This window comes from Roseateles sp. GW835-FHT13E02 (assembly GCF_058794035.1).
Window position 1 is genome coordinate 20,497 of sequence record NZ_JBXAGJ010000017.1, and the last position, 23,068, is coordinate 43,564.

The following is a 23,068-nucleotide window of genomic DNA, read 5'->3' on the forward strand; positions in this document are numbered from 1 at the left end:
CTTGAGCCCGATCTGGGCGAGTGCGCAGACGGCGCCCACCGACCCGGGCCCCGAGCCCGGCGTGATCCGCTGGATGGTGCGCGATGTGCCGCCCCATTTCACCTACCCCGGCGGCAAGCCGCCGCAGCGGCCCTCCGATCTGGGCAATGGCGAGCTCGACGGCTTTCTGCGCCTGCTGATCCAGCAGCTGCCGCAGTACCGGCATGAGTTTCTCGACGCCGGCTTCCCGCGCTTCGAGGCCCTGGTGCGTCAGGGCCAGACCCTGTGCTCGCCCCTGCATGTCAGCACGCCCGAGCGCCTGGGCTGGCTGTACTTCACCCATGTGCACCCGCCCCTGGTGTCGCGCCAGTTGGCGGTGATTGCAAGGCGCGAGCTGGCGCCGCGCTTCGAGCGTTTCGAACGCGCCGGCCGGCAGGTGCTTTTGTCCGAGCTTTTGCAGAGCGATCTGGTCGGCCTCTTGCCACGCGACCGCGCTTTTGGTCCCAAGATCGATGCCGCCCTGCAGGCTGCGGGCAGCAAGGCGCCCAAGTCCGTGGTGGCCGGTCGGCATATGCATCTGCTGGCCATGCTGCTGGCCCAGCGCATGGACTACACCCTCGACTACCCCAGCGCGGTCGATGAGTACCTGAAAAGCCAGGGCTTGCCGAGCACCGAGCTGATCAAGCTGCCGGTGCAGGAGGGCATCAGCACCCAGCTTGCCACCTACGCCTGCAGCCGCACGCCCGAAGGGCGCAAGCAGATCGAGGCCATCGACCAGGCGGTGCGCAAGATGGCGGCCGACCCGCAGCGCGAGGCCTGGATCCAGTCCTGGCGCGGCAGCAGCCTCGACGAGGGCGACCGCCAGCGCCTCAAGCGCTACCTCGACGAACGCGCCCGTGGCGGGCCGCAGATCGACTGAGGCGAGCCCGCCATGAGCCGCCCGCCCAAGCTGGCCCTGCCTTTGCGCGATGGCGTCGGGGCCAGCGCGCTGGCCTGCCCGGCCGGGCGCTGGCCCAGCCTGCTCGATTACCTGGTGGAGCGCCTGCCGCGCCTGAGCCGTGCGGCGTGGTGCGATCGCTTTGCCCTGGGCCTGGTGCTGGACGAGCGGGGTCAGGTCTTGCCCGTTGATGCACCCTACCGGCCGGCCACGCGCATCTACTACTGGCGCCAGCTGGAGCGTGAGCCGGAGGTGCCCTTCGAGGCGCAGATCCTGTTCCAGGACGAGCTGCTGCTGGTGGCCGACAAGCCGCATTTCCTGCCGGTGCTGCCCAGCGGCCGCTTTGTGCAGCAGACCCTGTTGACCCGGCTGCGCCGCGCCACCGGCCTGGCCGACCTCAGCCCCATCCACCGCATCGACCGCGAGACCGCCGGCCTGGTGGTCTTCAGCCTGCAGCCGGCCACGCGTGGCGCCTACCAGGCCCTGTTCCGCGAGCGCGCCGTGCACAAGGTCTACGAGGCCGTGGCCGGCCTGCCCGAGCCGCTAGGCCTGAGCCTGCCGCTGACCCGCCGCAGCCGCCTGCAGGAGCGCAGCGAGGCCTTCATGCAGATGGAAGAGGTGGCGGGCGAGCCCAATGCCGAGACGCAGGTCGAGCTGCTGCAGCGCCACCCCAGCCTGCCCCTGGCCCGCTACCGCCTGAGCCCCAGCACCGGCCAGAAGCACCAGCTGCGCGCCCATATGAACGCCCTGGGCCTGCCCTTGCTGGGCGACCGCATCTACCCAAGCTTGCTGCCGCCCGAGCCCATCGAGGCGCCGGACTACAGCCAGCCCCTGCAGCTGCTGGCGCGCAGCCTGGCCTTTCGCGACCCCATCAGCGGCGCGCAGCGCGAGTTCGAGAGCCAGCGGCAGCTGCTGGCCTTCTGAGGGCCGGGTGGCTTAGAAATCCAGCAGCAGCTGGGCGCTGAACATATCGCCGCGCCGGCCGTAGGTGCGGCCCCAGAGGTAGGCGGCATTGAAGCTCAGGCCCTGCCGGCCCTCGGGCACCCAGTGCAGCATGGGCCCGGCGCGCTGCGACTGCCGGGCGGCGGGCAGCCAGTGGTTCCAGCGCCCCAGCTCGCCAAAGCCTTGCAGGCCCAGGCGCAGGCCCGGCTGCAGCGGCCGCGATACCTGCCACTGCAGCTTGAGCTGGGTGCCCTCGCGGCGGGCCCAGTCGTGCTCCAGCAGCAGGTTGAGGTTGAGGCGGCTCAGGCCCCAATCGCCCTGCCAGCTCGGGCCGATCTCCAGCGCCGTGCCGGCGTGGCGGCCGCGGTTGTGGATCAGCTGGGTGTGCAGGGCCAGCTCATGCTCGCTGTCGGGGCTGCTGAGCAGCCACTGGTTCATCCAGTTCAGCGAGCTGAGCTTTTGCGAGCGCCAGCCGGGGCCGATCCAGCTGAGCAGGATCTCGCTGGTCCAGCGCTCGCTGAAGCCGTGGCGCAGGCCCAGCTCGGGCCAGAGCAGCGCCGCCTCGCCCGGGGCCTGGACGCTCCAGTAGCGCAGGTCCAGCGAGCTCTTGCCGGCGGCGGCGTAGGGGCGCACCAGGTAATAGCCCGGATCGGCCTGAGCGCCCAAGACTGCCGAGGCGAGGCCGACGAGCAGCAGGGCCTGGCGCTTCAGGCACTGCCGGGTCGGCTGTGGGCAATCAAAGACGCGGGCCATGGTGAGGCGGGAGCATAGCGGCTTGTTTCCACAGATGGGGGGTGGCGCACGCCCGCTAATATCGGGCCCATGATCACTGCGCTTGACCTGGCCCTCATCTACCTGATTGCTGCCGTGCTGGGCGTGGTCGCTTGCCGCTTGCTGAAGCTGCCGCCCATGCTGGGCTATCTGGCCGTGGGCGTGCTGATCGGCCCCAATGCCCTGGCCCTGGCGGGCGACACGGTGGGCATCCGCTACCTGGCCGAGTTCGGCGTGGTCTTTCTGATGTTTGTGATCGGGCTGGAGTTCAACCTGCCCAAGCTGCGCAGCATGCGCCACCTGGTCTTCGGCCTCGGGCTCTTGCAGGTGCTGATCACCATCGTCGCCACCATCGCCGGCCACTACCTGCTGCGCGCCGGCTTGCAGCTGCTGGGCCTGCCCTGGGATCTGAGCTGGCAAGGCGCCCTGGTGCTGGGCGCGGCCATGGCCATGAGCAGCACGGCCATCGTCGTCAAGCTGATGGCCGAACGCCTGGAGCTGGAGAGCGAACATGGCCGCCGCGTGGTGGGCGTGCTGCTGTTCCAGGATCTGGCCGTGGTGCCCTTGCTGGTGCTGATTCCGGCGCTCAACAGCGATGGCTCGGCCATGGCCCAGTCCCTGGGCTGGGCCTTGCTCAAGGCGGTCGCCCTGCTGGCCTTGCTGCTGGTGGGCGGCCAGAAGCTGATGCGCTGGTGGCTGACCCTGGTGGCGCGGCGCAAGAGCGACGAGCTCTTCATGCTCAATCTGCTGCTGGTCACCCTGGGCCTGGCCTGGCTGACCGAGCACGCCGGCCTGTCGCTGGCGCTGGGCGCATTTGTCGCCGGCATGCTGATCGCCGAGACCGAATACAAGCACCAGGTGGAGACCGACATCCGACCCTTCCACGATGTGCTGCTGGGCCTGTTCTTCATCACCATCGGCATGAAGCTGGACTGGAGCACCCTGACCGAGCAATGGCTGCTGGTCATCGTGCTGAGCCTGCTGCCAGTGCTGGCCAAGTTCGCCCTGATTGCCGGCCTGGCCTGGTTGTTCAAGGCGCCCACCGGCGTGGCCTTGCGCACCGGCCTGTACCTGGCCCAGGCGGGTGAGTTCGGCTTTGTATTGCTGACCCTGGGCGCCCAGCACCAGCTGATCGCGCCGCAGTGGGTCAGCGCGGTGCTGGCGAGCATGGTGCTGTCCATGCTGGCCACGCCGTTCTTGATCATGTACAGCAACCGCATCGTCATGAAGCTGTCCAGCAGCGACTGGATGATGCAGTCCCTGCAGCTGACCACGATTGCCAAGAAGTCCATCAAGGCGCAGGCCCATGTGATCATCTGCGGCTACGGCCGCAGCGGCCAGAACCTGGCCCGCCTGCTCGATGGCGAAAACATCCCCTATATGGCCCTGGATCTGGACCCCGACCGGGTGCGCCAGGCGGCCGCGGCTGGGCAGAGTGTGGTCTTCGGTGATGCCGCCCGCCTGCAAAGCCTGATGGCTGCCGGCCTGGCCCGCGCCAGCGCCGTGGTGGTCAGCTACCCGGACACGCCCTCGGCCCTGAAGATCCTGCATCTGGTGCATTCGCATGCACCCCAGGTGCCGGTGGTGGTGCGCACCATCGACGACAGCGACCTCGAGCGCCTGCGTGCCGCCGGCGCCACCGAGGTGGTGCCCGAGGCCATCGAGGGCTCGCTGATGCTGGCCAGCCATGCGCTGGCGCTGGTGGGTGTGCCCATGCGCCGGGTGATCCGCCTGACCCGTGACGCGCGCGATGCGCGTTATGGGCTCTTGCGCGGCTATTTCCACGGCGCCGATGACGACACCGGTGAAGAACGCCAGCATGCCCGCCTGCGCTCCGTCACCCTGCCCACCGCCAGCCCCTATATGCACACGGCGCTGGGCCTGCTGGCCCTGCACGCGACCGGGGTGTCGGTGGTGTCGGTGCGGCGGGTCAACGGCGCGGTGGTGCCGGCCGATGAGCAGCTGCTGCTGCAGGGTGGCGACACCCTGGTGCTCTCGGGCGTGCCCGAGGCCCTGGCCCTGGCCGAGGAAAAGCTGCTGCGCAGCGATTGAAGCGGCGGCCGACTCAGCCGCGCAGCAGGGCCGCCAGGGCCTGCGCATCCAGCACGGTGGCTTCGTCCTGACCTTCCAGAATGCCATCGGCCAGGCCGCGTTTGTCGCGGTGCAGGTCGATGATTCGTTCCTCCACCGAGCCGGCCGTCACCAGGCGGTAGACCGTGACCGGCCGCTGCTGGCCCATGCGGTGGGCGCGGCCGGTGGCCTGGTCCTCGGCGGCCGGGTTCCACCAGGGGTCGACGATCAGCACATAGTCGGCCATGGTCAGGTTGAGGCCGAAGCCGCCGGCCTTGAGGCTGATCAGGAACACCTCGCCCTCGCCGCGCTGGAAGGCGGCCACGCGCTGGCTGCGCTCGGCCGCCGGCGTGCTGCCATCGAGGTACTGGAAGGGCACGCCTATGGCCCGCAGTCGCTCGGACAGCAGGGCCAGGTAGTCGGTGAACTGGCTGAACACCAGGGCCTTGTGCGAGCCCTCGACCAGCTCGCGCACGATGCGTTCAAACTCACCGAGTTTGGCGCCGATCAGGCCCAGCTCCGGCGCCACCAGGCGCGGGTCGCAGGCGGCGCGGCGCAAACGCATCAGCTCGGCCAGCACCTGCATGGGCGCGGGCTGGCCGGCCTTGGCGGCGGCGGACACGGCCTCTTGCGCGTTGCGGCGCAGGGCTTCCAGAAAGGCTTTCTCCTCAGCGCTGGGCTGCACCAGATGGACAATCTCGGTGCGGGGCGGCAGGTCTTGCAGCACCTGCTGCTTGGTCCGGCGCAGCAGGAAGGGCGAGACCAGGCGGCGCAGGCGCTGGCGGGCGGCGCCGTCTTTCTGCTTCTCGATCGGCGTGGCGAAGCGTTCGTTGAACTGGCGCGTGCTGCCGAGCAGGCCGGGGTTGATCAGGTTCATGATGGACCAGAGATCGGTCAGGCGGTTCTCGACCGGTGTGCCCGAGAGCGCCAGGCGGAAGCCGGCCTGGAACTCCGCCACCGACTGCGCCCGCTTGGTGGCCGCATTCTTGAGCGCCTGCGCCTCGTCCATCACCAGGGTGGCCCAGGGCTTGGCGGCCAGCAGCTCGCCATCAATCTGGGCCAGGGCATAACTGACGATCAGAACGTCACCGGCTGCGGCGTTGCTGATCAGACCGGCGCGGTCGGCATCTTCGCCGTAGATGCTGCAGCGCAGGCTGGGCGCGAACTGGGCGGCCTCGGCCAGCCAGTTGCCGCAGACCGAGGTGGGAGCCAGCACCAGGGCCGGGCCGAGGGCGGCGCGTTCCAGCAGCAGGGCCAGGGTCTGCACCGTCTTGCCCAGGCCCATGTCATCGGCCAGGCAGGCGCCCAGGCCGGCCGCGGCCAGGCGGCTCATCCACTGGAAGCCCTCCAGCTGATAGCCGCGCAGCTCGGCGCGCAAGGCCTTGGGCAGGGCCGGGGTTTGCTGCGCGGCCTGGGACAAGGCGTCCATGCGTGCGCGCCAGGGCGCGTCACCGGCCACGGCCATGCCGTCCAGCGTGTCCTCCAGCCAGGAGGCAGCGGCGGACGGCAGCTGCAGCTGGTCTTTCTTGCTCTGCAGCACGGCATCGAGCTCGCGCAGCTGTTGGCGCAGCTGTTCGCTCAGGGCCAGATACTCGCCCTCGGCCAGGCGCACAAAGCGGCTGCGCGATTCGCGCGCCAGCTTCATCAGCTCTTGCAGGCCCAGCACGCGCGATTCATCGAGTTGGGCGCTGCCGCTCAAGCCCAGCCAATCGCGGCCGCTGCTCACCGACACGCTCATCGCCGGGTTGGCCAGGGGCGTGACGCGCAGTGGCTTGCCCTTGGGCCAGTCGAGCGCGGCGATGCCGGGCAGGCTGGGCAGGCGCTCGACGGCGCGCAGCGCGTCCTCGGCATCGAGCAGCTGCCAGGGGGACTCGGGCGCCTGCTCGGGGTCGAGGAAGGGCAGAGCCTCCAGCACGGCCGCGCGCGCCTCGGCCTCGGCCTGCAGGTCGCGCTCGGTGGCCAGGCTCAGGCCTTCGTGCATGCACATCAGGCGCGCCCGGCCCTGGCCCGGCGTGACCGCCGGCCCGAAGTGGCCGAAGGGCTGGGCCACCAGCTGCAGCTGCAAGCCCTCGCCCAGGGGCTGAAGCCGGGCCCGCAAGCGGCTGTCGCCCGGCACCAGCTGGCCGGCGGCGGCATCGCTGTGCAGCTGGAAATGGGCGCTCAGCACCTGCAGCGCGGCGCCCAGCTCGGCGGTGGCGCTGACCGGCACGGTCCAGCCCTGGGCGACCAGTTCGGCGACGCGGCGCTGGGCATTGCTGATGCGGATCAGGCGCGCATGCTGCGGCCCGTCGCGCAACACGCGCAAGGCGTCGCGCTTGGCCAGCTCGGTGTCGTGGCTGTTGCCCAGCCAGCCGAACAGGCGCGGCGGCTCGCTGGCGATCAGGGGCGGGTGGATGTGGAACTCAAAGTGCTCGGCGCCGCTGGCCGCATCCCGGCGCCGGCGCACCTCCAGCTCGGGCTGCGCTTCGACAAGCTCCACCCATTGACCCGGCGCGTCGGCAAACATCAGGGCGGGGTGGCCGATCAGGGCGACCGCGGCTTGCGACACATCGAGCTGCCAGCTGTTGGCGCCGCCGTAGAGGCTGCGTTCGATGTGGCGCAGCACGGCGTTGTCACGCGCATGGGCGGCGCCGTTCTTTTTGAGCTTGCCCAGGCTGATCTCTTTCAGTTTGAGCGCAGCGCGCGCGCCGATGCTGCGCTCGAAGGGCTCGACATCCTGCACGCGGCCGTGGGTGTCCAGGCTCAGGGCCCAGGCCAGCTCGGGGCCGTCGGCGCTGGTCTTGCCGCCCTTCTTCTCGTCACCCAGGGTGGCGATGGCGGCCAGGGCGTCTCGCCAGGGCTCGCGCGGGGCGCCGAGAAAACTCTGCGGCGGCGCCTGGCTTTGCAGGTCCAGTGCGATAGGCCCCAGCTCCAGGCGCTCGGCCGCGGCGGCCACCCAGGCCGCCAGCCAGAGCTGGCCGCTGCCGGCCAGGCGCTGCACCAGGGCCTGGGCCGCTGCCGGCGCCCAGCCCGGGGCTTCGGTCTGCGCCCAGGCGGCCAGCAGCAGGCGGTCGGCCGCCTGGCCCAGGCTGTGCTCGCGCGCCTCCAGCGCGGGCAGGTAGGCCAGGCAGCTGGGGTCCAGGCTGTCGGCCCCGAGGCGGCTGCCGATGACATGGGCCCAGCGGCCCCAGCCCTCGTGGGCTGAGGGCTTGCGCGAGCCCGATTCGGCGATGCAGAACTTGTGCGCCAGGGTCCAGGCCCCGGCATCGGCCTGGGCCAGCAAGCACATCACATAGACCCTCGACAGCTCGGGCGACAGGGCCTCGCGGCGTGCGCCGCTGGCCTTGCGCACGTCTCTCATGGTCTGTTCAAACAGCGCGGCGGCCTCGGCCCAGCGGCCCTGTGCTGCGGCTTCGGCCGCGTCGAAGCCCGGCCGGCTGGGGCCGTGCACGCCCTCCAGCAGGCTGCGCATGCCGCTGAAATCGAGCGCTTGGGCGCGGGCCTTGGCCAGCTGGCTGCGCAGCTCGGGCGTCAGCTCTCGGGCGCGCGAACTTCCCGCCTGGCGCTGGGTGTCGAGCAGCCAGGCCTGCATCTGCCGGGCGCGCGGGTCGGCGGCGGGCAGCAGGTCCAGGCAGAGGGCCAGCAACTCGCTGCGCAGCGCGCTGTCCATGCGCGCCATGGCCTCGGGCAGCCAGGGTTCGCTGAGGACTTTGCAGATCAGCAGGGGCTGGTCCAGCAGTTCCAGGCTGCCTTGCAAGCCCTGGCGGAACGCCGCCTGGCTGAGGCCGGCATGCAGGTAGAGGCGCAGCAGCAGGGCCGCTTCTTCGTCGGTGCGCAGGGTCAGCCAGCTGATGGGGCGGGCCACCTCGCCGTAGGCACCGCTGAGCATCCAGGCCAGGCGCTGCCAGTAGGGCGGCTGGGCGGCGGGCGGGTGCCGCAGCAGCTCTTGCAGGCGCGCGGCATGCTGCTGCAGATCGGCACGGTAGCCGTGGCCGGGGCGCTGTTCGATCAGGCCTCGGGCCTTGAGCAGCTTCAAGGCTTCGCCGATTTCGACGGCATGCAGATCGGCCCCGCCCGCGGCCAGCCATTGCGCCAGCCCGGCCGCACCGCGCGTGCCACCGCTGAGCAGCAGCGCATCGAGCACGGCCTGCTCGATCTCGGCCAGGCCCGGCGTGGCAGTGGCGTCAAGGGGCAGGGCAGCGTGGGAGGTCATGGGGTGGGCCGGAGGGAGACATGCGAACAGCACGAGGGGCGCGAGCGTGCAGCAGCACAGTATGCCAAGCGGCCCCAGGCACGCCTCGATGCCGCAGACCGGCCTATCGGTCCCGTGCAGCAAATCACGGCGCCGCGCTGCCCGGCAATGGCCGGAGCACTTTCTCAGTCGCAAGCCGGTAATGCTCCCTTGTTTCGATGCCGGGGCTCAGTACATTGGAGGGCCCTGTCAACGGCACCGGTTTTTTCTCCTCCGGGATCGGCGCCAAGACGGCTTTCCCGCCCACTGATGCCCCCCATGAAAATTCGCGTCCTCGGCTGCTCGGGTGCCATTGCAGCCGGCTTCAAGACCACCGCCTTCTTGCTCGACGACGATGTGCTCATCGACGCCGGCACGGGCGTGGGCGACCTGGCGCTCGACGAGCTGGCGCGCATCGACCACATCCTGGTCACCCATTCCCATCTGGACCATGTGCTGTCCATCCCGCTGCTGGCCGATTCGGTGCTGCGCCTGCGCGCCGAGGCGGGCCGGCCGCCGATCCAGGTGCATGGCCTGCCGCAAACCCTGCAGGCGCTGCGCCAACACATCTTCAACGGCGTGATCTGGCCCGATTTCACCCGCCTGCCCAGCGCCGAGCGGCCGGTGCTGAGCCTGCATGCTTTTGAAGTGGGCGAGGTGCTGGAGCTGGGTGGCCGCCGCGTCGAAGTGCTGAGTGCCGCTCACACCGTGCCGGCCTGCGGTTTTGCCATTGCCGGCCCGCGCGGCCATTGGGTCTTCACCGGCGACACCGGCCCCAATCCGGCGCTCTGGGCCCGCCTGGCCCAGTTGCAGGTCAGCCATCTGGTGATCGAAACCGCCTTCAGCAACGACGAGCAAAGCCTGGCCGACCTCAGCCGCCACCTCAGCCCCGCCCGACTGGGCGTGGAACTGGCCCAACTCGCCGGCAGCGTGGCCGTGCAGATCACCCACATCAAACCCGGCGAAGGCCTGGCCGTGATGGAAGAAATCGCCGCCCTGGCCAGCCGGCACCGAATCGAGGCATTGGTGGCTGGGATGGTGATGGATCTGGATTGAGTGGAGTGCCAGTCCGCGTTCGCCGAACGTGATCTCGGCGCCACTCCTTGGCCAAGCCTCAGCCAAAAACGGCAACCTCCGGGTTGCCGTTTGCTTTGGCACCTCGTCTTCTGACCGACTGCGGGCAGTCAGCACAGGCCTGACAAAAATTGTCAGCTCACCTTTTGCGTCACCGGCCATCAGGGCTCAACTGACCAAAATTGTCAGTCGCACCGCTCGCCGGCCCTCTGTTCGTGCCAAATTTCACGCCAAGTCGCTCTGAGCATGCTGGCACGACCCCTGCATTCAGGGGGTGCGTTCCCTCTTCTTTGTTTCATTCATTCGTTTCCTGTCCCGTTCAACCCCGTAGGAGTACCCATCATGAAGCGCGTTCAACAAGGTTTCACACTGATCGAACTGATGATCGTCGTGGCGATCATCGGCATTTTGGCGGCGGTGGCGATTCCGCAGTACAAGGACTACACGGTCAAAGCCAAGGCCGGCAATGCACTGACTTCGGTTGATGCGTTGAAGACGGCTGTGGCACTTTGCATCCAGGAGTTGGGTGCTGCAACCAACTGCTCGGCAAACTCGAACGGCATTCCGGCGAACGCTTCGTTCAGTCCGACGAAGGAAGTGGCCTCGGTCACCGTAAGTGGCGGTGAGATCGAAGTGACATTGGCCTCAAGCGGTTTGGGCACCGAAATGGACGGCAAGAAGATCAAGTGGGCTCCGAACGTGGGCACTACGGCCGTTACCTGGGCAATTACAACCACTGCGACCGGTGTTGCGAAGACGACTATCGAGAAGCAGTCGGTGGCGGCTCCGGCTCCGGCTCCGGCTCCGTAAGTGAGTTCGACTGACTTGCGTGGGTGAAAAGGGGGCAAATGCCCCCTTTTCTGTTTTTTGATCAGAACGATTCGAGAAAAACGCTTGCGAGTACTTGAGAACTTGCCAGTGAACGACGTTCGCGCTAGACCAGCAAGACGATCATGGATGCAAATGCCCCCCGTGAATTGATGCGATATGGCTCTTCCAGCTTATGGGGTGTCTGGCTTGACTTGCTCCTCTTGGGTGGGGGCTCGGTTTTGGTTCTTGCGGCTCTTTTGATGATTGCACCAAGAGGAGAGAGTCTGGCTGTTCTCGCTTCCGCCATGCTTGTCCTAGCCAATGTCGTCAACCATCCACACTTTGCAGCCTCGTACCAGATGTTCTACGGCACGTGGCGAGATGTGCGTCGTGAAGGTTTAGCGAGTGATCTGCAGTGGCGCTGGGCATTTGCCGGTTTTTGGGCCCCCTTCGCTTTGATCGTGGCTTTGGCCGTCGGCGCCTGGCAATGGCTTCTGGGCCAGGGCACTCTGCTCGGTGTCATGGTCAGCTTGATGGGCGCACTGGTCGGCTGGCACTACGTCAAGCAAGGCTTCGGCATGGCGATGATGGATGCCGCTTTGAAACGCAACTACTTCAAACCGGCGGTGAGGCAAGCTCTGTTGATCAATGCCTATGCCTGTTGGGCGGCGGCCTGGACCCTTGCGAACAACAGCCCTTTGGCCAAGGGCTTGTTTGGTGTGGCGGGTATCGCCATCCATGTCCCACCGACTCTCACCTTGGTCGTTTGCATGGTTGCTGCGGTGACAACCGTTTGGTGCGGCCTGGCGCTGTTTCGATCGACTCAGGAGTGGCATGCGCGGGGATTGAGCTGGCAACAATGTCCTTGGGCGGGTGTCCTGGCCTACGTGATTTCAATCTATGTGTGGACAGTGTTTGTTGGCCTGGAGCCCGCCTTCTTGCTGGTGGTGCCCTTTTTCCACTCTTTGCAATACCTGACGGTCGTTTCCCGTTACAAGCTGAATGAAGCTCAGTTTTCTAGCAGCACACCATCGTCGCTGAAAACATTCGTTGTGGTGGCCTGTGTGCTTGGCGCCGTGGGCTTTTGGATGATCCCTGGAGCATTGGACTTCATGCGAACGGGAGAGCTTCCCTTGTGGGGCGAGGCTGCGGCCTTGGCAACGGCTTGCGCCTGGTTGTTCATCAATGTCCATCACTACCTGATCGACAATGTGCTTTGGCGGCAAGGCAACCCGAAGGTGAAGCAGTTCTTGTTCGATGCACCCGGGCATGGAATCGGGCATTGACTTCATCGGCGGCATCTCAGCTCAGATCCACAAACCTCCACCCATCCCTCGTGAATGGATGCCGGATAAACCCCCTCACCCCAGCCTGGCATAAATCCACCCGCAAGGGATGGTTGTGGGGCTGATAGGGCATGTAGCTGAGCAGAAGGCGGTTGAGTTGCTGGAGCAGTGCCCAGCGTTCCGGGCTGTTGGCCAGCAGGCGTTGGCGGGCGTAGAGCGCGTCGTAGGCGGGCAGGCGGAACTGGGCGTCGTTGCTTTGGCCGGCGTTGGGGCCGTAGCCCATGCCGAGGATGAAGTCGCCGTCAGGGTCGCCCACGCTCCAGATGTAGCCCCAGATCATCAACTGCTTGGCCAGCGCTTTCTTGATCAGTTCACCGAAAGTGGCGGATTCGAACTCGATGCGCAGGCCCAGCGCGTCCATCTGCTTCTTCCAGAGCTCGTCGATCATGCGCTGGCGTGAACTGCCCGCGGTGCCGGCGCGGCGCAGGGTCAGGCGGCTGCCGTCCGGTTGCAGGCGGTAGCCTTCGGCATCGCGCTGGTCGTAGCCGTACAGATCCAGCAGGGCGCGCGCTCGCGCCATATCGTGGCGCCCGGCCTCGCTGCGCAGGGCCGGGTCGTGGCCATAGGCCATTTGCGGCAGCATCGTTTGCGCTGGCGCGGCCTGGCCCTTGTAGACGATGCGGATCTCGGCCTCGTTGTCATAGCCCAGCACGATGGCGCGGCGCAGGGCCACGCGTTCCGGCGACAGGCCCCCGACCACCGGGTCTTCCATATTGAAGAAGCTGAAACCGATGTCGGCGCCATAGCTGGTGAAGGCCTGCACGCCGCGCTTGCGCAGATTGGGTGCCAGCTGCCCGCCCGGCATGGCCAAAGGGGCCACCTCGGTGGGCATTTCCAGCAGGTCGAGCTCGCCGCCGTTGAAGGCCAGCCAGCGCGGCTGGGTCTCCACGATGATGCTGATCTGCACCTCGTCCAGGAGCGGCAGGCGCCGCCCTTTCAGCGCCTGGGCGATGGCCTGGCTCTGGGCATCGGGCGGTACCTCGCCGGGCTCGAAAATTTCCTCACGGAAGCCGGGGTTGCGTTCCAGCACGATCTGCGAGCTGCGCCGCCAGTGCTTGAGTCGGAAGGGGCCGGTGCCTACCGGATGCGCCAGAAGGTCCTCGGCATAGGCCTCCACCACCTCGCGCGCCACGGCGCCGGTGTAGCCGGCATTGGCAAACAGGTACACAAAGCGCGGGTCCGGCTCGGCCAGGCGCACCTCGAAGCGGTAGCGGTCCAGCGCCCGCAGGCCAGTCACTTCGCGGTCGTAGTCGAAGGCGGTCTTGCGCTCGATGGCGTGTTGGCGCAGCTCGCTCAAACCCAGGATCTTGGCGTTCTCGAACTGGTAGAGATGTTCGGTCTTGAGCCGCGGGTCGTAGAAGCGTTTGACGGTGTAGACGTAGTCCTGCGCCACCAGCTCACGCCGCCGACCCTGGAACACCGGGTCGTCGGCGAAGAAGATGCCGGGCCGGATGGTGAAAACAAAACGCTTGAAATCGGCGGACACCTCGGGCAGGCCGGCCGCCGTCTGCGGCCGCAGCTGCACCGGCCGGGCCAGCAGGTCGTAGGTCAGTGGAGATTCAAAGATATGGGCGTTCACCGCGACCGAGGTGCGGTCGGAAACTTGGGGCGGGTCAAAGCCCACTTCGGCGGAGTTGAAGGCAGTGCGCAAAACCTTGCGCTTGGGTTTCGCCGCGCTGTCGGGCAGGGCCTGGGTCCAGGGGCTGGCCGCCAGCAGGCCGGCAGCGGCCATCAGCTCACGTCTTTGCATGGTCCTCGCTCCCTGGTTCCGGCTGCCTCAGCGTGCGGCCGGCTGGCGCGCCGTGTCAATGTCCAGGTACTGCCAGAAGTCGTAGCGGAACAGGGGGCGGCGATAGCCGATCAGCCAGGGCTGCGAGATGTCGGACACCAGACGGTGGACATGGGTCTTCATGGGCATCAGGGCCGCCTGGATGCGCTTGGCCTGCAGGAACAAGGCTTCACGTTCCGGACCGTCGGGCATCAGCTGCAGGCGATCGTAGATGGCATCGAATTCCGCATGTTTGAAGCGCGCCAGGTTCTGGTTGCCGGACTGGGGCCCGTAAAGCCGCTGCAGCGCGGGCAGGCCATCGGGGGCGGCTGCCACGGTGCCCAGGTACCAGAGCATGAGCTTGCCGGCCCGCGCCATCTTCAGCTGCTCGGGCCATTTGCCATGCATGAAGCGGGCCTTGATGCGCACGGCATTGAGGTTGCGCTGCCAGAGCTCGTCATACTGGCGCGACAAGGCATCGGGCTGGTTGGCCACCTCGATCACCAGCGGGCTGCCGTCGGGCATGTCGCGCCAGCCATCGCCATCGCGGTCGACATAGCCGTACAGATCCAGCAGGGCGTTGGCCCGCGCCGGGCTGTAGTCGCCCATGCTGCTCTTGTAGCTGGCCGAGTAGCCGCTGGTGTGCGGCAGCATCAGGGATTGGGCGATGATGGCCTGGCCCCGGCGCACGCGGCGGATCTCGCCCTCCACATCGATGGCCAGCGAGAGTGCGCGCCGCAGCGCCACCTTCTCGGCGCTGTAGCCGCCCACCGTGGGGTCTTCCATATTGAAGAAGGTGAAGGCGCTGTCGGCCGCCAGCACGCGGCTCAGCTGCATGCCCTGCTTGGCCAGGTTGGGGGCCAGCTTGCCATGGGGAATGGCCACGTTGACAAAATCCGGTGGCAGCCGCTCCAGGAAATCATGCTCGCGGTTCAAGAAGGACAACCAGCGCGGCTGGCTCTCCTCGATGATGGCGATCTCCACCCGGTCGATCATGGGAATGCGCCGGCCCTTGAAGCGCGCGGCCAGGGCCTGGCCCTCGGCGTCATCGGCATTCGGTTCGGCGTCGTAAAAGCGTTCGCGGTAGCCGGGATTCTTCTCGAACACCATGCGGGAGCTGCGCCGCCATTCCTTCAGCACAAAAGGGCCGGTGCCCACCGGGTGCTCCATGGTGTCGCGGCCATACATCTCGGCCACTTCCCAGGCCACTGCACCGAACAGGTCGCTTCGCGCCAGCTGCTCCAGCAGGCGCGGGCGCGGCTGGTCCAGCTTGATCTGCAAGGTGTAGCGGTCCAACGCCCGCAGGCCCTCGATCGGCAGCTTGGCATCGAAGGCCCGCTTGCCATTGAGAGCGCTCAGGCGCAGGGCGGCCAGGCCGCTGACGCCCCACTCGTCCACGGTGTTCCACATCGGGCTCTTCAGCGCCGGGTCGGCAAAGCGCTTGAAGCTGTAGACGTAGTCGGCGGCCACCAGCTCCCGCTTCTGGCCCTTGAAGGCGGGGTGTTCGGTGAAGTAGATGCCGGGCTGGATCTTGATCGTCCAGGTCTTGAAGTCGGCCGACACCTCGGGCATGGCGGCCGCCGTCAGCGGCTTCACCTTGACCGGGCGGGCCAGGTAGTCGTAGCTGTAGAGCGCCTCAAAAATGTGTGGCGTCACCGTCATCGAATAGGTGTCGCTGATCTGCGCCGGGTCAAAACCGGTTTCGGCCACCAGGAAGGCGTAGCGAAAGACCTTGCGCCCCGCCGGGTCCTCGGGAGCGGCTGTCGCAGCCGCACTCATGGCGCTGATGTGCAAGAAACCGAGGCACAGCAGGCTGCCAGCGGCACGCAGGAACTTCTGAATCGGGGTCATGGCGTCAAGGGCTCGGGGTCGAAAGGGGGCGACGTTCTGCGGCCGAAGGATCGATGTCCACATACTCCCACCAGTTCAGCCAGAACGGTGGGCGGCGATAGCCGATCAGCTGCGGCTGAGCCAGGTCGGTCAGCAGGCGGTGGCCGCGCGCGCGGTAGGGGGCATAGGCTGTCGCCACGCGTTTCGCCTCTGCGAACACCGCGCTGCGCTCGGGGCCGTCGGGCAGGCTGTTGGCCTTCTCGTACAGACGGTCCATCTCGGGCAGGCGGAAGCGAGCGTAGTTGCTGCCGCCGATGCGGGGGCTGTAGTACAGGCCCAATGAATCCTGACCGTCCGGCGAAGCGGCCGACATGGCCAGCGACCAGATCTGGAAGCGACCGGCCCGCATGGCCTTGAGGTTCTCCGGCCATTTGCCGGTCTTGAACTCGACGCGGATGCCGATCTGCGCCATGGCCTTCTGCCAGATCTCGTCGATCTGGCGCTGGAAGCTCTCCGGCGTGCTCAGGCTGACCAGCTGCAGCGGGCTGCCATCGGGCTGCTCGCGGAAGCCGTCGCCGTCGCGGTCGCGGTAGCCGTACAGGTCCAGCAGCGCGCGGGCGCGCGCCGGGTCGTGGTCGCCGCCCTCGCTCTTGAAACGCGGGTCGTAGCCGGTGGTGTGGGGCATCAGCAGCGATTGCGCGGCAATCGCCTGGCCGCGCCGCACCACGCGGATTTCGCGCTCGGAATCGGTACCCAGGGCCATGGCGCGGCGCAGGGCGATGCGTTCGGGTTGGTTGCCGCCGATCACCGGGTCTTCGTGGTTGAAAACGGTGAACAGCACATCGGCCGTCAGCACCTGGTAGCCCTGGATGCCGCGTTTGGCCAAGCCTGGCGCCAGGCGGCCGCCCGGCATGGCCTGGTTGATGAAGTCCTCGGGCACGCGGTCGATCAGATCGAACTGGCCGTTCAGGAAGGACAGCCAGCGCGGCTGGTTCTCCTCGATGATGGAAATCTCCACCCGGTCGATCATGGGGATGCGCCGGCCCTTGAAGCGATTGAGCAAGGCCTGACCCTCGCTGTCATCGATGCGCGGCTGGGCGTCGTAGTAACGCTCCCGGTAAGCGGGGTTGCGCTCCAGCACGATCAGGGAGCTGCGCCGCCAGGCCGCCAGGCGGAAGGGCCCGGTGCCGACCGGGTGCTCCATGCTGCGATCCGGGTAGGCCTCGATCACCTCGCGCGCCACCGCGCCGAACAGGCTGCCATCGGCCAGGGTCTGGTCGAAGCGCGGGCGCGAACGCGCCAGGCGGATCTGCAAGGTGTAGCGGTCCAGGGCGCGCAGGCCCTCGATCGGGCGTTCGTAATCGAAAGGTTTCTTGCTGCGCTCCAGCTCGGCGCGGTACTCGTTCAGACCCAGCACATGGTTTTCTTCCAGCGTGTCCCAGGCGGGGCTGTTGGTCTGCGGGTCGGCAAAGCGCTTGAAGCTGTAGACATAGTCGGCCGCCACCAGCTCACGGCGCTGGCCTTTGAAGGCCGGGTCGTCGGCGAAGTAGATGCCGGGCTGCAGGCGAATGGTCCAGGTCTTGAAGTCCGCACTGACTTCGGGCAGCGCCGCCGCCGTCAGCGGCTTGAGCCGTACCGGGCGAGCCAGATGGTCGTAGGTGAAGAGCGACTCGAAGATGTGCTGGGTGATGGTGCGCGAATAGATGTCCTGCACCTTGGCCGGATCGAAGCCGGTCTCGGCGATGCGGAAGGCGTAGCGCAACACACGAGGCGGCTCCTCGCTCGGCGCGTCTGTTGCAGCCCGCAACTGCCCGGCCGCAGCCAGAAGCAAGCTGGCGCCGAGCAGCCGCGCGGCCCAACGCCCAGCTACAGCGGCCAGGGCCTGCCGCCGCGTCGAGAGGCGATTCACGGTGCCCACCACCGTTTCAGGACTTCTTGCCGGCCGGCGGCTGGCTGTCCAGGAAGCGCCAGAAGCCTTGCAGGAAAGGATGGGGCAGATAGCCCTTCAGCCAGGGCTGGGCCAGGCGAAGGCGGATGCGGTGTACATGGGCCTTCATCGGCATGTAGGCGGTCAGCAGGCGCTCGGCTTCCTGGATGACCGCCTGGCGCTCCGGGCCGTCGGCCATGCTCTGGCTGCGCTGCACCAGGCGGTCGTACTCGGGCAGGCTGAAGCGGCTGAGGTTGTCTTCGCCCTTGGCTGGGCCGTAGGCGGTGGCCAGCAGGGAGTCGGCGTCCGGCATATCGGCCGTCCAGCTCAACATCCAGATCATGAGGCGGCCGGCCCGGGCGGCTTTCATATGGTCTGGCCAGTTGGCGACCTTGAACTCGATCTGAATCTGCAGCGCGGCCATGTGCTTGCGCCAGAGCTCGTTGAATGCGCGCGAGTTGCTGTCGGGCTGGGTGTGGTACTCCAGGCGCAGCGGGCTGCCGTCGGGCAGGTCGCGCCAGCCGTCGCCGTCCTTGTCGGTGTAGCCGTAGAGATCGAGCAGGGCCCGGGCCTTGGCCAGCTTGTACTCGCTCATCTCGGTCTTGAACTGCGCCTGGTAGCCGAAGGTGTTGGGCGTGACGATGCTCTGCGCCGGAATCGCCTGGCCGCGCCGCACCGAGCGGATTTCCTCTTCGTTGTCGTAGCCCAGGCCGATGGCGCGGCGCAGCGCCACTTTCTCCGGCGTGTAGCCGCCCACGACCGGATCCTCCATATTGAAGTAACTGAAGATCACGTCGGAGAGCAGATTGCGGTGCAGGCGCATGCCCCGCTTGGCCAGGTGCGGGGCCAGTTGGCCTCCCGGAGCGGCCAAGGCTGCGTACTCATTCGGCACGACCAGGAAGTCGAAATCGCCCCCCAGGTAGGCCAGCCAGCGCGGCTGGTTCTCGGTGACGATGGACAGCTCGACCCGGTCCACCAGGGGCAGGCGCCGGCCCTTGAGCTCACGCGCCACGGCCTGGGCGGCGGCGTCATCGGGCGCCGGGTTCTCGTCGAAATAGGCCTCGCGGAAGCCCGGGTTGCGCTCCAGCACCAGGCGCGAGGCGCGCCGCCAGTCCTTGAGCACAAAGGGCCCGGTGCCCACCGGGTGCTCGCCGATGTTGTCGCCGTAGGCTTCCACCACCTCGCGCGCCAGGGCCAGGCTCATGGGCTGGGCCAGGCGGTGGGCGAAGCGCGGGCTGGGCCGGCCCAGCTTGATGACCAGGGTGTAGCGGTCTGGTGTTTGCAGGCCCTCGACCGGGGCGTCGTAGTCGAAGGGCTTGCCGCTCTTGACGCTGCGCTCGCGCAGGGCCGCCAGACCCAGGATTTGCTCGCTTTCCAGGTTGGCGAAATGCGGGCTGCGCAGGCGTGGGTCGAAATGGCGCTTCAGGGCATAGGCATAGTCGGCCGCCACCAGTTCGCGCTTTTCACCCGGTTTCAGGCCTTTGAAAGCCGGGTCGGCCGCGAAATGGATGCCGGGCTTGATGCGCAGGGTGAACTGCTTGAAATCGGCGCTGACCTCGGGCAGGGCGGCGGCCGTCAGCGGCTTGAGTTGAACCGGCCGGGCCAGGTAGTCGTAGACCAGGGGCGACTCGAAGATGTTGGAGACGATCTCGCTGGAGTACTCGTCGTTGATCTGGGCCGGGTCCAGGCTGGTCTCGGCGATCGGGAAGGCCATGCGCAGCACATGGGCCGGTCCCGTCTCGGGCGCGGCCAGTGCGGCACTGCATCCGAGCAGGCCGGCGGTCAGGGCCTGCACAAGCCGCCGCGTACTCGCGGGCAGGCGTTTCCACAACATTCGCGTCTCCTCAGTCCTCGCCGGTGTCGTCTCTTGGAATCGACCGCCTGCGGCGACGCGCGGGTCTCGGGGCTGGCCGGTCTCAACCGGTGTGCCCAGAATCCCGCATATGTCACCCAGCGCGGCGCGATGCGAACGCGTCTTCGGCAAACAAACGCGCCGGCAAGCTTGTGGCTGCGGCGCGTTCGGTGGGGTGAACGATGAAGCGAAACAGCAAGTTGCTTCATCGTCCTGGTCTGGGCGGGAGTCTAGTGCCAATAGCTGGGGGCGACCATGCAGTCGAACCCCAAGGCGGCGGGCCGGGCCTCGGTCCCGGGCGCATTCCCTGGCTTACTTGTTCTCGCGCTGGAAACGATCCAGATCGATGTCCACATAGTTCCAGAAGGTGCGGACGAAGACATTGCGTTCGTAGCCGATCACCCAGGGTTGGGCCAGGTCGGTGAAGATGCGGTGGATGTCCATCTTGTAGGGCATGTAGGCGATCAGCAGGCGCTGGGCCTCGCGCATCACGGCCTGGCGCTCGGGGCCGTCCGGCAGGGCCTTCTGCTTCTGGTAGAGCTCGTTGAAGGCTGGCAGATCGAAGCGGGCCTTGTTGGCCTTGCCCTTGGCGCGGCCGTCGCCGAGCGCCAGGAAGGTGTCGTTGTCCGGGGTCGAGGCGACCCAGCTGACGCCCCACATCTGCAGCTTGCCTGCATTGGCGGATTTGAGGTTCTCCGGCCATTTGGCGGTCTTGAACGTCATCTTGATGTGCAGCGCGTCCATGCCCTTGTTCCAGAGCTCGACCAGCTGGCGGCTGTCGGTGTTGGGCTGGGTGGCGTATTCGATGCGCAGGGGCGAGCCGTCGGGCATGTCGCGCCAGCCGTCGCCGTCCTTGTCGATGTAGCCGTAGAGGTCGAGCAAGGCCTTGGCCTTGGCCAGGTTGTACTCGCTCATCTCCGACTTGAAGTTCGGGTCATGGCCGAACACGCCGGGGATGGACGGGCCCTGGGCCGGAATGCCCTGGCCGCGGCGGGCGATGCGGATCTGCTTGTTGACATCCATGCCCAGGGAGATGGCGCGGCGCAGCGCGATCTTCTCGGGCGTGTAGCCGCCCACGGTCGCGTCTTCCATATTGAAGTAGGAGAACGCGATCTCGGGGTAGACGAAGCGTGTCATCTGCACGCCCCGCTTGGCCAGGCTGGGTGCGAGCTTGTTGTTGGGGATGGCGATGCCGGCGAACTCGAAGGGCAGCTCGGGCAGGATCTCGGCCTCGTTGCCGAGGAAGGACAACCAGCGCGGCTGCGTCTCTTCGATGATGGCGATCTCCACCCGGTCGATCATGGGCAGGCGTCGGCCCTGCAAGGCACGCACTTGCGCGGCCAGCTCGGGCTTGTCGGCCGGCGGCTGCTCCTGGTAGAACTCTTCGCGGTAGTTGGGGTTCTTCTCGAGCACGATGCGCGAGCTGCGGCGCCACTCGGCCAGGCGCCAGGCGCCTGTGCCCACCGGGTGCTCCATGATCTTGTCTGCATAGGCCTCGACCACCTCGCGCGCCACGGCGCCGAGGAAGCCGCTGTCAGCGAACTGGTTGATGAAGCGCGGGTCGCCCACGCCCAGCTTGATCTGGAATTTGTAGCGGCTGAGCTGCTGCAGGCCTTCGACCGGGCGCTCGTAGTCAAAAGGCTTCTTGGCCGCCATCAGCTCCTTGCGCAGCTCCGAGAGGCCGAGGATCTTGACGTTCTCCAGCAGGTAGAGGTTGGGGCTCTTCCACTGCGGGTCGTAGTGGCGCTTGATGGAGTAGATGTAGTCGGCCGCGGTCAGCTCGCGCTTGGCTCCCTTGAAGGCCGGGTCATCGTTGAAGTAGATGCCGGGCTTCACTTCAAAAGTCAGGGTCTTGAAGTCGGCCGAGATCTCGGGCATGGCCACCACGGTGTTGGGCACCAGCTTGGCCGGTTTGGCCAGGTACTCGAACTTCAGGGGCGCATCGAAGATGCCGGCGGCCACGGTCTTGGAATAAGTGTCGCTGATCTGCGCCGGATCGAAGCCGGTCTCGGCAACCCGGAAGGCATAGCGCAGCACCTTGGGGGCGGCTGCGGCATTGCCCTCGGCGGCGCCGGCATCTGGGGCGGCCCAGACGGGCAGGCCGGTGGCACCGGCCATGGCCAGGCTCAGGCCGATCAGGGCGCGACGGACGGCGGCGGGGCGGGCCAGGGGCGAGAAGGTCGGGCGTGGCAGGTGGCTCATGGTCATGCTCAGTAAAGGTCTCGGGGCGCCAGGGGATCACCCAGAGCGCCCAGGGGGCATCGTCGGGCGCGTCGCATGCCGGGATCGGGCAGGGTGACAGACGAGGGCGCGCGCAAAGTTGCGGAGTCTAGGGCCTGTGGGCGATCCGGCGTCACAGCGGGGTCATGCAGATCGTGCATCAGTTGCTGCAATTTTCGCCCAGCTCCCGCGGGCGCTGTGCGCGCGCGCCCTGAGACGGCTGACCCGCAAAAGCCCCAATCCATGGGGCGCTCAGGGCAAATGCCGTGAAAACCGGCCCTGGCTTCGCTTAGACTCGCGCAACTTTTCCCGCAAACCCCGTCCGCCACCCGCGTGCGGGGTTTCTTTTGTCCAACCGACGACGCGTTAACTGGAGCCCGACAGCAATGGCGGCATACCTGCTCAGGCGCTTGTGGCAAATGATTCCGACTCTGCTCGGCGTCGTGCTGCTGGTGTTCTTTCTCTTCAAGTACTTTGGCGGCGATCCCGCTGAAATCATGGGTGGCCTCAACGCCAGCCCCGAGCAGATCGACGCGATCCGCGAACAGCTGGGCCTGAACAAGCCGGTCTGGGAGCAGCTCTGGATCTTCATCAAGCAGATCGTCACCTTCGACTGGGGCAAGAGCTGGGCGACCAATGAATCGGTCGCGAATCTGTTCAGCAGCCGCCTGCCGGCCACGCTGACGGTGATGCTGCCCATCCTGATCCTGGAAGTCTCGCTGGCCATTCCCTTCGCCCTGGCCGTGGCCGCCGTGCGCGGCAGCCTGACCGACCGCACGGTCATGATCCTGAGCACGGTGGCGGTGTCGATCTCGCTGCTGGTCTACGTGATCGTGGGCCAGTATGTGTTCGCCTTCCGCCTGGGCTGGTTCCCGGTGCAGGGCTGGACCGACAGCGTCTGGACCAACCTCACCACCTACGCGCCCCTGCCCATCATGGTGGCCGTGGCGGTGGCGATTGCGCCCTACACCCGCCTCTATCGCACCTTCTTCCTCGACGAGATCGGCCATGACTATGTGCGCACCGCGCGCGCCAAAGGCATGACCGAGCGCACCATCCTGCTCAAGCATGTGCTGCGCAACGCCATGATCCCCATCATGACCAATATCTCGGTGGCCCTGCCGGGCGTGTTCGTCGGCAGCTTCCTGCTCGAGGTGTTCTTCTCCATCCCGGGGCTGGGCCGCGAGATCCTGCTGGCTGTGAACCGCAGCGACTACCCGGTCATCCAGGCCTTTGCCATCTACATCGCCTTCCTGACCATGGTGGTGAACCTGATCACCGACGTACTGTACAAGCTGGTCGACCCGCGCGTGGTGCTGAAATGAGTGCAGT

The 23,068-nt window shown here is 67.1% G+C and carries 14 protein-coding genes; 7 read left to right on the forward strand and 7 right to left on the reverse strand.

Translation table 11 applies throughout. The features are described from left to right. The first annotated feature begins 1 nt into the window (after window position 1). Complete coding sequence (locus AC1Q6P_RS16685) at window positions 2-898, forward strand: TIGR02285 family protein (protein ID WP_492664012.1); 897 nt, start codon at window positions 2-4, stop codon at window positions 896-898. Window positions 899-910: 12 nt separating this feature from the next. Continuing rightward, window positions 911-1,840, forward strand: a complete 930-nt coding sequence (locus AC1Q6P_RS16690; RefSeq protein WP_492664013.1) for a pseudouridine synthase — start codon at window positions 911-913, stop codon at window positions 1,838-1,840. Window positions 1,841-1,852: 12 nt separating this feature from the next. Here the strand turns inward: AC1Q6P_RS16690 and AC1Q6P_RS16695 are convergent, their stop codons facing one another. Beyond that, the gene (locus AC1Q6P_RS16695) at window positions 1,853-2,611 is read right to left on the reverse strand and encodes a hypothetical protein (RefSeq protein ID WP_492664014.1); all 759 of its coding nucleotides are present in this window, start codon (window positions 2,609-2,611) and stop codon (window positions 1,853-1,855) included. Window positions 2,612-2,680: 69 nt separating this feature from the next. On the opposite strand from AC1Q6P_RS16695, the gene AC1Q6P_RS16700 reads away from it, so the two are divergent. Next, complete coding sequence (locus AC1Q6P_RS16700) at window positions 2,681-4,681, forward strand: cation:proton antiporter (protein ID WP_102768671.1); 2,001 nt, start codon at window positions 2,681-2,683, stop codon at window positions 4,679-4,681. Window positions 4,682-4,694: 13 nt separating this feature from the next. On the opposite strand, the gene AC1Q6P_RS16705 is transcribed toward AC1Q6P_RS16700, so the two are convergent. Beyond that, on the reverse strand, window positions 4,695-8,891 hold the full coding sequence (locus AC1Q6P_RS16705; RefSeq protein WP_492664015.1) for a DEAD/DEAH box helicase: 4,197 nt from the start codon (window positions 8,889-8,891) through the stop codon (window positions 4,695-4,697). A gap of 297 nt (window positions 8,892-9,188) precedes the next feature. Between AC1Q6P_RS16705 and AC1Q6P_RS16710 the strand changes: the two genes are divergently transcribed. The 3 genes from AC1Q6P_RS16710 to AC1Q6P_RS16720 all read left to right on the forward strand — a co-directional run bounded on the left by AC1Q6P_RS16710 (window position 9,189) and on the right by AC1Q6P_RS16720 (window position 12,079). Further along, the gene (locus AC1Q6P_RS16710) at window positions 9,189-9,965 is read left to right on the forward strand and encodes an MBL fold metallo-hydrolase (protein WP_492664016.1); all 777 of its coding nucleotides are present in this window, start codon (window positions 9,189-9,191) and stop codon (window positions 9,963-9,965) included. Between the two features lie 360 nt (window positions 9,966-10,325). After that, window positions 10,326-10,793: a pilin gene (locus tag AC1Q6P_RS16715; RefSeq protein WP_492664017.1), complete on the forward strand. Its 468-nt coding sequence runs from the start codon at window positions 10,326-10,328 to the stop codon at window positions 10,791-10,793. Between the two features lie 143 nt (window positions 10,794-10,936). Then, window positions 10,937-12,079, forward strand: a complete 1,143-nt coding sequence (locus AC1Q6P_RS16720; RefSeq protein ID WP_492664018.1) for a hypothetical protein — start codon at window positions 10,937-10,939, stop codon at window positions 12,077-12,079. Between the two features lie 16 nt (window positions 12,080-12,095). On the opposite strand, the gene AC1Q6P_RS16725 is transcribed toward AC1Q6P_RS16720, so the two are convergent. The 5 genes from AC1Q6P_RS16725 to AC1Q6P_RS16745 all read right to left on the reverse strand — a co-directional run bounded on the left by AC1Q6P_RS16725 (window position 12,096) and on the right by AC1Q6P_RS16745 (window position 21,718). After that, a complete protein-coding gene (locus tag AC1Q6P_RS16725) occupies window positions 12,096-13,889 on the reverse strand; it encodes an ABC transporter substrate-binding protein (protein WP_492664019.1) in 1,794 nt (597 codons plus the stop codon). Between the two features lie 27 nt (window positions 13,890-13,916). Beyond that, a complete protein-coding gene (locus AC1Q6P_RS16730; RefSeq protein WP_492664020.1) occupies window positions 13,917-15,758 on the reverse strand; it encodes an ABC transporter substrate-binding protein in 1,842 nt (613 codons plus the stop codon). Window positions 15,759-15,762: 4 nt separating this feature from the next. After that, entirely contained in the window at window positions 15,763-17,646 is a 1,884-nt protein-coding gene (locus tag AC1Q6P_RS16735) for an ABC transporter substrate-binding protein (protein WP_492703261.1), read from the reverse strand. Between the two features lie 16 nt (window positions 17,647-17,662). Next, window positions 17,663-19,498 (reverse strand): ABC transporter substrate-binding protein, encoded by a 1,836-nt coding sequence (locus tag AC1Q6P_RS16740; protein ID WP_492664022.1) that lies wholly within the window; start codon window positions 19,496-19,498, stop codon window positions 17,663-17,665. A gap of 330 nt (window positions 19,499-19,828) precedes the next feature. Next, window positions 19,829-21,718 carry an ABC transporter substrate-binding protein gene (locus AC1Q6P_RS16745; RefSeq protein ID WP_492664023.1) on the reverse strand — a complete coding sequence of 630 codons (1,890 nt, stop codon included), beginning with the start codon at window positions 21,716-21,718 and terminating at the stop codon, window positions 19,829-19,831. A gap of 404 nt (window positions 21,719-22,122) precedes the next feature. Between AC1Q6P_RS16745 and AC1Q6P_RS16750 the strand changes: the two genes are divergently transcribed. Then, a complete protein-coding gene (locus AC1Q6P_RS16750; protein WP_102768663.1) occupies window positions 22,123-23,061 on the forward strand; it encodes an ABC transporter permease in 939 nt (312 codons plus the stop codon). Window positions 23,062-23,068 lie beyond the last annotated feature (7 nt).